This window comes from uncultured Phascolarctobacterium sp., assembly GCF_934190775.1.
In the GTDB taxonomy this organism is placed as follows: Bacteria; Bacillota; Negativicutes; order Acidaminococcales; family Acidaminococcaceae; genus Phascolarctobacterium_A.
The window spans coordinates 1-10529 of sequence record NZ_CAKPTG010000032.1; the positions used below are offsets into that span (position 1 = coordinate 1).

At 43.3% G+C, this 10529-nt stretch carries 7 protein-coding genes; 2 read left to right on the forward strand and 5 right to left on the reverse strand.

Features of this window, described 5'->3' with window-relative positions:
• On the forward strand, window positions 1-711 hold a 711-nt coding region (locus tag Q0G26_RS11325; RefSeq protein WP_293830707.1), incomplete at its 5' end, for an Rpn family recombination-promoting nuclease/putative transposase.
• Window positions 712-781: 70 nt separating this feature from the next.
• Here Q0G26_RS11325 and Q0G26_RS11330 read toward each other — a convergent pair.
• The gene (locus Q0G26_RS11330) at window positions 782-1588 is read right to left on the reverse strand and encodes a PD-(D/E)XK nuclease family transposase (RefSeq protein WP_293830708.1); all 807 of its coding nucleotides are present in this window, start codon (window positions 1586-1588) and stop codon (window positions 782-784) included.
• Window positions 1589-2199: 611 nt separating this feature from the next.
• Between Q0G26_RS11330 and Q0G26_RS11335 the strand changes: the two genes are divergently transcribed.
• Window positions 2200-3096 carry an Rpn family recombination-promoting nuclease/putative transposase gene (locus Q0G26_RS11335; protein ID WP_293830710.1) on the forward strand — a complete coding sequence of 299 codons (897 nt, stop codon included), beginning with the start codon at window positions 2200-2202 and terminating at the stop codon, window positions 3094-3096.
• Between the two features lie 525 nt (window positions 3097-3621).
• Here the strand turns inward: Q0G26_RS11335 and Q0G26_RS11340 are convergent.
• The 4 genes from Q0G26_RS11340 to Q0G26_RS11355 all read right to left on the reverse strand — a co-directional run bounded on the left by Q0G26_RS11340 (window position 3622) and on the right by Q0G26_RS11355 (window position 10372).
• The gene (locus Q0G26_RS11340; protein ID WP_293830712.1) at window positions 3622-3930 is read right to left on the reverse strand and encodes a hypothetical protein; all 309 of its coding nucleotides are present in this window, start codon (window positions 3928-3930) and stop codon (window positions 3622-3624) included.
• 426 nt (window positions 3931-4356) lie between these two features.
• Entirely contained in the window at window positions 4357-7713 is a 3357-nt protein-coding gene (locus Q0G26_RS11345; protein WP_293830713.1) for a DEAD/DEAH box helicase family protein, read from the reverse strand.
• Complete coding sequence (locus Q0G26_RS11350) at window positions 7714-9867, reverse strand: Eco57I restriction-modification methylase domain-containing protein (RefSeq protein WP_293830714.1); 2154 nt, start codon at window positions 9865-9867, stop codon at window positions 7714-7716. It lies immediately after the preceding gene.
• Window positions 9868-10066: 199 nt separating this feature from the next.
• The gene (locus tag Q0G26_RS11355) at window positions 10067-10372 is read right to left on the reverse strand and encodes a helix-turn-helix transcriptional regulator (RefSeq protein ID WP_293830716.1); all 306 of its coding nucleotides are present in this window, start codon (window positions 10370-10372) and stop codon (window positions 10067-10069) included.
• Between the last annotated feature and the right edge of the window lie 157 nt (window positions 10373-10529).

Here is a 10529-nt window from a genome sequence, read left to right on the forward strand (position 1 = left end):
GCGGACATCAACTACATTGAGGCAGAAAAAACTATCGATCCTAACTACACAAGCCACGGTATCCGCCTGGATATCATCGTGGCAGACGATAAGAATACGCATTATAATCTGGAGATGCAGGTAAAGAACAATAAGAATCCCCATACGGACACTTATGTTCTGCCCAAACGTTCGCGCTATTATCAGGCGTTGCTTGATTTTGATTTGCTGCAGGCGGGACAGCCTTATGATTTGCTACCGCCGACATTTATCATCTTCATCTGTGTTTTTGATTTCTTTGAAAAAGGCAATTACGTTTATACCTTTAAGAAGCGTTGCTTGGAGGATTTGGAGCTGGAGCTTCCCGACGAAGCAACCACAATGCTTTTGAACACTAAAGGTACGCATGGCAACATCTCTAAGGATCTTAAAAGCTTTTATGATTATGTCAACAATCACATTGTAACTACTGATTTCACTAAGCAGATTGATGATGAAATCAGTTACTTGAAACTCGATACGAAAGTGAGGCGAGAATATATGCTTATGGAAGCTCGTTTGTTAGACGAACGGCGTGAGGGCGAAGCTGTTGGTTTTGCCAAAGGCGAAACCAATGCCAATACAGCTACTGCCAAACGTCTGTTAAGCATGGGACTTACTGTTCAGGATATTGCCAAAGCTACTTCTCTCTCAATTGAACAGGTTGAAGCTTTGAAAGCTGACCAAACTTGATACGTACACATAACAATATTAAAGGCGTTCTACCGCAGTCGGGTAGAACGCCTTTAATTTTAATGTGCTCTTACGCTGTCAGCTTAGACGCCAGCTCACGCACCTCTGCTTCCGAAAGTTTGGAGTGGCGCACGGTGAATTCAATGCTCATACCGTCAGCCAAAAGGCCTTTGGCAAATTCAATGTTTTTCTCTTGGGCAGCTTTTTCTACTGCTTCTTTTTCTCTTTTTGCTACAAATTTCTCAAATACATTGCCCATATTCGTCAACCCCTTTTCTGTTTCCTTAAAATATCTTGCTTTTTCTGCTAATTCCGGATAATACATATCATTCGGATTACTACAGTTGAAATCATGCATCAGACGTCCGAGTGGTGTGTTATCTTTAATTTTATTATTTACATAGATGATGTGCGAACCATCAACAAAAGCTGCATTGTTTTCTTCTATTTTTCTACTGATGTGGTATATTGGCAACCCGCCCTTCAGCACATCATACTGCGTGATAAAGATAACGTAATTATCAGGCAGCTTTTGGTATACTTCACCCTTTGGCAGACTGTGAGCGTCCAGCATACTCAGATGATAGCGTGCTCTGCGTGCTGCAGCGCCACTGCTACAGTTCTGTACTTCTACATTGAAAAGTCTGCCGTTTTCTTCCTGCGCTAGAATGTCCAACTGCAGGTCATGTCCTGACAGGCTTTTCAGCTTCTGCTGCGTTACTGCTTTTATTACCTTTATCTTATCATTATTTAAGATAATTCGCAACAACAACGCTGTACGCTCCGTATCATTTTCAAAGACCTTGTTCATGAAAATATCATCCATTAAAGTTAACTTGGCAATGGATTCTCTGGTATCTTCTCTCAGATTTACCATTCGTTCAACTCCCTTCTTAACAAAAAACGCCTTATGTACTACTCAATAATACATAAGACGTTCGTGACGCTGCAGTGACCGTGCTCCAGGCAGGTGTGCAAAATCTTATGGGTTTATCTTAGCAGATAATTACAAAATTGTCAAGAATTTTGCGAATATTGGTAATTGATATTTGAAAAATTAAGGCGTTCTACCGTAGTTCGGTAGAACGCCTTTAGTTTAATGTGCTATTATGCTGTCAATTTAGACGCCAGCTCACGCACCTCTGCTTCCGAAAGCTTGGAGTGACGCACGTTGAAATCTCCTCTCTCCTCCCTTGACTTTTCTCTCCTCTTCAAGTAAACTTAAAGTATGTTCTTCCAAAACTGCAGGTAACATTACGCTTCCAGCTACCTTACCTACGGACAAGAAAATAAGCAGTATATCCTGCAGATCTAAACTTTTCTGCAGAAGCTTAAGCAAGGCCATTTATAATTATCTGGTACATTCTAAGAGTAGTACAAACTGACGATTTTTTTATCGCCAGGGTACTACTCTTTTTTGTTTTTAGCATCAAAAAACTGCTTATATATTTTTTTATTCGCATGTGTTAAAATGAAAGGAGAGAAACCATGCAAGACCTGCTAACAAAATTTGCCAACCTGACAATTCAAAGTGACTTCATCTTCAAAAAGGTTATGTCGCGCAAGCGCATCTGCAAGCATCTGCTGGAGGAGCTGCTGCAGATAGAAATTGCGGACATCAACTACATTGAGGCAGAAAAAACTATCGATCCTGACTACTCCAGTCGCGGCATCCGCCTGGATATCATCGTCGCAGATGACAAAAATACGCACTATAATCTGGAGATGCAGGTAAAGAACAATAAGAATCCCAATACGGGCACTTACGTTCTTCCTAAACGCTCGCGCTATTATCAGGCGCTGCTTGATTTTGATTTGCTGCAGGCGGGCCAGCCTTATGACATGCTGCCGCCGACCTTTATCATCTTCATCTGTATTTTTGATTTCTTTGAAAAGGGAAATTATGTTTATACCTTTAAAAAGCGTTGCCTGGAAAATTTGGAGCTGGAGCTTCCTGATGAAGCAACCACGATGCTTTTAAACACCAAAGGTTCGCATGGCGAAATCTCTAAGGATCTTAAAAGCTTTTATGATTATGTCAACAATCACATTGTAACTACTGATTTCACTAAGCAGATTGATGATGAAATCAGTTACTTGAAACTCGATACGAAAGTGAGGCGAGAATATATGCTTATGGAAGCTCGTTTGTTAGACGAACGGCGTGAGGGCATTGCTGAAGGTATTGCCAAAGGCGAAGCTATTGGCATTGCTAAGGGCGAAGCTATGGGCATTGTCAAGGGCGAAGCTATGGGCATTACTAATGCCAATACCGCTACTGCTAAACGTATGCTGGCTAAGGGCTGCTATTCTCTGCAGGTTATTGCGGAGCTGACTTCTCTCTCAATTGAACAGGTTGAAGCTTTGAAGGCTGAACAAACTTGATACGTACACATAACAATATTAAAGGCGTTCTACCGCAGTTAGGCAGAACGCCTTTACTTTAATGTGCTCTTATGCTGTCAATTTAGACGCCAGCTCACGCACCTCTGCTTCCGAAAGTTTAGCGTGGCGCACAGTGAATTTGTTTTGCATGACGCTCTACTCTACGTGCAGGAAACACCCACGGCAAATGCTGCGCTAATTTTGTGATAACTTTAATTTTGTTTGCAAATGCGTTTTCATATATTAAATATAGATGCTGTAATGCGCATAATATAGGCTGATTTACAAAAAGTGCTTGTCAAATGCTGTTCGATGTGTTATAGTAAATTTATCATAGGAGGCAAACGGTTTGCCAAAATGCTGTAAGGCTTGCGCCAGGCGCGTTTTGCTTTTGGCGGAGGCGTAAAAGTACCGCTCTTGTGAGCAATTTTGCTGTTTTTGCTATAAACAGCGTTTCGATTTTCCATTGTAGGGCTTTAAGCCCGCTCTGTGAGCCGTGTGCGAGCCACAGGGTTGTAGGCCTGATTACCGCTTGCGGTTTTGTAACTCAGCAAAGTATTCAATTTCTTCAAAAGTGCAGCCTGTTGTAGGCCTGATTACCGCTTGCGGTTTTGTAACGTTACCAGACCAGTTTGTCTCGTTTTCAAACGACCGGTTGTAGGCCTGATTACCGCTTGCGGTTTTGTAACTTGCAATACAACTCTCCGCCGTGCACAACGCGATGCCCATTGAAGGCCTGATTACCGCTTGCGGTTTTGTAACTTTGCCAAGGCTGAATCCTATTGCTAATAATCCTGTTGAAGACCAGATTACCGCTTGCGGTTTTGTTACCATGACGCAGCTACAGCAACTTCGTTGAAGAATAAAAGCGAAAGGCCTGATCACCGCTTGCGGTTTTGTATGTTAGCGTAAAGCGACACTAAGAGGCTCCCCTTGGGGGGAGCTGGCGCCCTCAGGGCGACTGAGAGGGGACTGCTGTTTCTACGCTTGATAGTCATCCCCCCTCTCCGCCTCGACAAGCTCGGCACCTCTCCCCAAGGAGAGGCTCTCTTAACGCTTTTGTTTTTCTTTTCTACCTAAACTAAAGGCCTGACCACCGCTTGCGGTATAGTACAAAAAAGACCTGAAGTCCGGATTACTCCAGACCTCAGGTCTTTTCGTTCGCGTAAAATATATTGCTGCAGATAAAATTAAGGCGTTCTACCGCAGTCGGGTAGAACGCCTTTAGTGTATCAATGCTTATTAACTTTTACGAGTGCGCTATTTTATTCTGTCACCCAGCTTTTCATTAACCAGCTGTTGCAGCTCGCCACGTTCTGCATACGGCAGCGTATCTTCGCAGAAGAAGTTGCGACGGCTGATGTTCTTGGCCTCTTCGTCAAAGCCAAAGATATAGGACATTGTGATATCATAGATAATCTGCGTCGGTGCAAAGCCAAACACCTGACATTCCAGAATGTGCTTAACGCGTTCTTTATCATCCGGAATTATGGACTTCAACACCTTGTTGCGATACAAGCGTTTGACTATCTCCGTAATATACAGTCCTGACTTCATATAGAAGTCGACAAAGGTTTTATCAGGAGATTCAAAGATATGTGGTTCTGTTTCCACCAACTGCTCTACCATCATCTGCACAACTTTTTTGGGCGTAAAGATTTGGTTTGTTTTTTGCGGCGGGATATAGTCAAAGATATCTTCTTCGCTGGTTTCGGCAAAGTAATCTGCCAGCTCGCGCTTTTTGTTTAAGAATTCCTGCACAGAGCTGTCAAAAACATCTTCAGCAAAAACGCCGCCGGGGAATTTTTTCTTTTCGCCGGTTTCTTCATCGGTATATTCAAAGCCATCACGCAGCATTTTGAATTCATCAACGGTAACACTGGTTACGTCTTTAAAAACTTCTTCTTTCGGATAGGTTTCAAAGTTTTTCAGAACGAGTTTATCATCGCCGTAAGCCATGATAAAGCTGGGAATGGTACGCGCAAAACCACGCAGTCTGTCCCTGATATCGCCCTCAAAGCTACGCATTTTCTTTTCTTCTTTTTTAGTTTCCTGCTCTTTGACAACCTTTTGCGCACTTTCGACTATTACTTCCTGCGTGCGCTTTTCCATGGTTTCGTTAAATTCCTGCGTAGCCTGCTGCACCTTTTCTGCATGTTCTTCCTGTACCTGAATTTTTTCAGCTTCGGTTGTTGCTTGGGCAAGCTCATGCTGCAAATCAGCTTCCAAGACCTTCTTTTTATCGGTAAAGTCTTCGGCTACACGCTTTAATGCTTCTTCCGCTTGCTTTTGCACCTTTTCTTCAATGCGCTTGCTTTCCGCTTTAGTCAGACCGTAATTGCTTTGCGCCTGTTCGCCATAAATACCATCATGCAGAGTTTCGGCAATTTTCTGCGCCAAGCCTACCGCCATTGCTTCTTCCGGTTTAGTGTCATCGCCGACTTCCTTATACGGTTCCAGCGGTTTTACAGGCACTTCTTCATAAATTTTTTCACCGAATATGGCATTGGTTTGGTTGACCACAGTTTCCTGCGGTATTTCAATATTACCGTTTTCGTCAACCGGAACTTCCTGCAATTCTTCATGGTCAAGCTTTTCTTTGCGACTTCCCTGCTCTTTGGCAGGTTCCATTTTATTCAGGATTTCGACTACTTCTTTAGGCGCGTTAAAGACAACGCCAATGTTACTAAAGAGCATATTACTCATAAAGCCACGGCGGATTACTTCTTCAGTTTTGATTTTCAGCGGAATAGTCAGCACCTTGGCTGCGTCCACCTGCTCCATTTTTCCGTCCTGGTCTTCAGCAAAAACGGCAAAGAAGTTCAGCAGACGCTTGATGTTTGCTTCACGTTCACTCTTTGTACCACCGCCTCCAGAGGTAGTGGAATAAAGACTGTTGGCAAATTCGTCAAAGATCATCAGTGTGCGCTCAGGTGCAAAATCAAAGATGTAGGCGTTCTCCTTTTGGTAGAGCTTGCCGTCCTTTTCAAATTTAAAGGGGTTCTGCGCTCTAAAGGCAGCCTGAATATATTCTGCTGGGCTTTTCATGTTGCTGAGCATGAAAACCGCTGTCCATTCGGGGATGGTGACGCCTGTTGTAAGCTGGCCTACGCTTAAGGTGATAGTTTTGTCATGGTTTTTGATAGCTTCACGAACCTTGTCAAAGCTACGCTTGCTTTTGCTTGCGTCTTCTTCTTCAAGTCTGCCGTCGCCTGCTGCCAGCACTATTTCATAGTTTTCAAATATAGGGTGCTCTTTGAGCATTTTGGCGAGTGCTTTGGCACTGTCTACGCGTTCCAAAAGCCAGAAGGTGTGTGCCAGTTCCTTGCGCAGTTCCGGTGTAGAAAAGGGGAATTTTTCCTGCTCTACAAGGGCGTCCAGGAATTTTTTTACTTCGTGTTTATGGATGAACTGACCACGTTCGTTAGTCTTAAAAAATTCGTTTAAATCAAAGGCAAATTCTGTTTTGTCATCGTCGGACAGGTCGATACCGCGGTTTACCTTGTCGATGGCAATCTGCGACATCTGATAGGTGTACATGTTCATGCGCGGCATGCAGGCATAGGGGTTGAGTGTTTCCTCATGCCAATTATCCTTTGCTTCCTGCTCGTCGCTGAAGGTCCAGTTAAAAATCTGCTCTTGGGCAAATTTGCCCATAGCTACTGCTTTGAACGGTGTACCCGAAAGGTGCAGCGTAAATTTGCGGTTGATTTTGTCAAAGGCTTTATCTGTTTTATGGGTATCTACACCCTCGTGCGCTTCGTCGATGATGAGCAAATCCCAGTTATTTTCGGCAACCCATCTTAATTTATCTATAGTACCGCCAAAGTAAACGGAGCCTTTTAAATCCTGCAGGCTCAAAAAAGCTACCATGCGCAGCTCTTGGTTTTTATCTTCGGCCTCGAGCTGTGCGTTCAAAAATTGATCCCTTGTGAGCGTTGCTCTTTCTTTGAGGGAATCGGTGGTACTGACAAAGCGGTAATCTGTCTGCCAGGCGATGAATTTTTCAAAGTCATCAAACCAGGAGTTGGCGATTGCCGGGCGATTGGTGACAATGAGCACCATGCGTGCGTCCATTTTGCGCATAAAGTCATAGCTTGTAAGTGTTTTGCCAAAGCGCGGTTTGGCGTTCCACAAAAATTCTGCTTTTTCCCTTTCGCCGGTCTGCAGGCATTTTTGGTAGTAGGCGTATGTTGCGTCTACTGCCTGCTGCTGTTCGCGGCGCAGGATGTAAGTCATTTTATTTTTAGCCTGTGCGTGCGCATAGCTGCGGGCAGCAAACTTCCACAGCAGCTGCTGGGACGCAGGACCGTCGATGTTGAACCATTCGGTGTTAGGCTCACGTTTGATGTCTTCAAAGCGTTCCAGGTAGTCATGGAAATTGTGGTCTGTAAAATATTCACCGCTGCCGTCTGTATAGCGTGCTTCCTGCTGCCATTCAATATTAAAGCGCACGTCTGCGGTTTTGGTCTGCTGTTCGATACGCTTTTTGACGGAAGGCTGCTCGGTATAGCCAATCTTCGTCCAACCGTTGTGACGGGCGATTTCGGGAGTGGTGTAGGCGTAGATTTTTGGGACTATGTTTGCGTAGGGATTAATGTTGATTTGCATAGCCATTTACGCCATCTCCTTTACATGAGTTTCGATAAAGTTTATTTCTTCGTCAGACAGACCGTATTTTTTGTAAAGCTGCAGGTCAATTTCATGAATGGATTTTGACCAATCAATGTCGGAAGCAGGGGTGAAGTCTTGGAGGGGAACAAACATCCAAGTAGATTTTTTGTTATCCTGCGTTACTTTCAGTATACCTAACATGGTTCTTAAAAACTTGGTTTTTAAATAAGTTGAAAGGTTCTCAGCCTCTAATTCAGTATCAAAAACACCAACACTTATAAAAGTTTGGGTGTGTCCCATACCTACATAACCTATAGCATTAGGAGCCATAGCCTCGCCAAAAATGCCACTTCCACTAGATTTAGGAATAAACACCTTATATTTTCCTAAATTGTCATGTTCTCTTACGTACTCTTTTTTGATATATTTAACAGTTCGTTTTTTATCTTCTAACCCAAAAACAGCCACATACTCTCCAGATTTCATTACATCTGAGTCATCGCAAAAAATATTTGTCATTTTTAATCTGTCAAAAACATTTGATGTTAAATCATTACTATGCCCTTTTGACATCAATTGCTCTACTTCTGGATGTTCCTTTAAAAGTACATTAGAAAATTTGTAACTTTCAGGAGCATATACAAAATCACTTAACGCATTAAATTTTTTCCTTTTCTCCACTTCATAAGCGACAACTTTATGCAAAATATCGTTCAGTTCAGCATATTTCGTAAATACACCTATACAACCACACTTAACAGCAGCATTTCTTAAAGTAACAGCAACACCACCTTTTATCTCAGATGGTGGCGGAAATACTTTTTGTGAATCAGGTTCATAGAATACTACTTTCAGATATTCATCTTCCAGCATTTTCTTATTCCAATCTTTGGGAGTTTTACCAGCGTTAAACAAAAAGCGTGCAGGCGTAATCAATGTAACCAAGTTACCAAGTTTATAAGATTCCGTCATAAACTTATCATAAACCGGCTTATCACTAGTATTTTCACTAGTTTCCTGATACGGCGGATTGCCAATAACAACATCAAACTTAAAATCCTTACTCATAACACCCTCGCTCCCTTCACCATCCAGCATATCCTTAAACACTAAAACCTTGCCTGTAGACCAATTCTTAATTCTGCAATAAACACCGTTATGCAGCTCAATATTATCCTTCAAACAGCCTTGGCACTTTTGCCGCTCGTCCTCATCCACATCGCAGGGGCTCACGCTGCGCTTTAAGGTGCGTGCGCTGAAGTCCTTTGCCAAAAACAGATTAGGCGACACTGCCTGCCGTTCTTTTTTATAATCATGGCAGCTATTGGGAACAACTGCCTTCAAGCCATCCATCTGCCAAATATTCCACGAAATTATTTCCGCAAAATGCTCCAGCATTTCCATGTCCAAAGCATTGCCAAACTTGGCAGCGTAATAATCGGCAACCGTAAAGAGCAAGTTTTCCCTTGCCAGCAAAATGTTATCGCCGGCCCATTCAAAGCCATAAATACTGCGCACCGCCAGTGTCGCCAGCTCCAGCCAACGCTTTTTGGCTCTTTCCCTATCCTTAAAGTTGCGTGTACGCTCGTTAATAACACGCAGCTTTCTGTCCAGCAGGCCAATACGTTTTGCCAAAGGCACTATTTCGCCCGTCATGGTATCGTAACGGCTGGCAAGATACGGCGCTTCACCGCAGGTAATTTCCAAACGCTTGCTGCCAATATAAGCTCTCCAGCCATCTGCGCCATCTTCACCGAGAAAAGTAATTTTGCCCTCAGTCGCCTGCCAATCTGTTCCGCATTCGGTATTAAAGACGTTTTCACGTCCAAACCAGGCATTATCCGCAAGGTTATTCTGCTTATTGCAAATCCATAAAGGGGTGAACACCTCTGCCATGTTGCGGGTGCGCGCTCCCTGCTCTTCCTTGCTTTTAAGGGCACGCGGTTTAATCAAATTGCCATGAGCACCGGTAATCGCCGGTAAGGTAATTTCATCATCCGCAGCAAAGCCAATGCCAAGATCCTTGTAATCATCTGTCGCCCAAAGGATGTTCTTTCCTGTGCTGCGGTCCTTAAGCAGGATAAGCAATATATTTTTGTCTAATTCTGCTAAGGCTGTTTCCTGCACATCAGCAGACGCTTGTTTTTCTTCGCACATAAAAAACCTCCAAGGCTGAGAAAATTTGCATCAAATTTCCCCAGCCCCGGAGGTTGGAAGGTTTATTTTAACTACCGCCCGAAAATGTCCCCGGGGGGGGAGTTGAATGTCTATTATTTAATTTTAGCACAAAAAAATTAAAGCGTCACGCATTTTCAGTTAATTCCTGCCGAACTTGTTCTAACAATGCAACTCTCCCTCAATCCTCCCCCTTCCTGCTCCACTTCCTTTGCGTCACCCGCGCCAGCTCCTGCAGCAAATACTCCGGCCGCACCTCAAAAATAGCAGCTATCTTAAAAAAATTCTCTATGCTCAACGGCATTCTGCTGTTTTCAATCCTGCTCAAAGTTATACGCGATATCCCCAGCAGCTTCGCCAAATCCTCCTGCTTAATCCCTAACGCCGTGCGATGTGATCCCAACAATACCCCCAGCTCTAACAGGTCCCGTGAAAAATCCAAATCCCCCAGCTCGGCGTAATTTACAACTCTGCGTCTTTTTCTCATTCTGTCACCTCAAAATATCACTATTTTGCTAACAGATTATTACAAAAAGGCTAGTCAAAACGTATTTGTATCACATTTGATACATGTAAGAAAATTATCAATTTTCTGTGTTATAATAACCCCATCAAGCTTGATGTAGTACAGTACAGAATTCTGT

What these genes read in the sequence shown, in the direction of transcription:
- Q0G26_RS11330 (WP_293830708.1), bottom strand. Translation starts at nt 1,588, where the DNA reads ATGGTAAATCTGAGAGAAGATACCAGAGAATCCATTGCCAAGTTAACT.
- Q0G26_RS11335 (WP_293830710.1), top strand. Translation starts at nt 2,200, where the DNA reads ATGCAAGACCTGCTAACAAAATTTGCCAACCTGACAATTCAAAGTGAC.
- Q0G26_RS11340 (WP_293830712.1), bottom strand. Translation starts at nt 3,930, where the DNA reads ATGGTAACAAAACCGCAAGCGGTAATCTGGTCTTCAACAGGATTATTA.
- Q0G26_RS11345 (WP_293830713.1), bottom strand. Translation starts at nt 7,713, where the DNA reads ATGGCTATGCAAATCAACATTAATCCCTACGCAAACATAGTCCCAAAA.
- Q0G26_RS11350 (WP_293830714.1), bottom strand. Translation starts at nt 9,867, where the DNA reads ATGTGCGAAGAAAAACAAGCGTCTGCTGATGTGCAGGAAACAGCCTTA.
- Q0G26_RS11355 (WP_293830716.1), bottom strand. Translation starts at nt 10,372, where the DNA reads ATGAGAAAAAGACGCAGAGTTGTAAATTACGCCGAGCTGGGGGATTTG.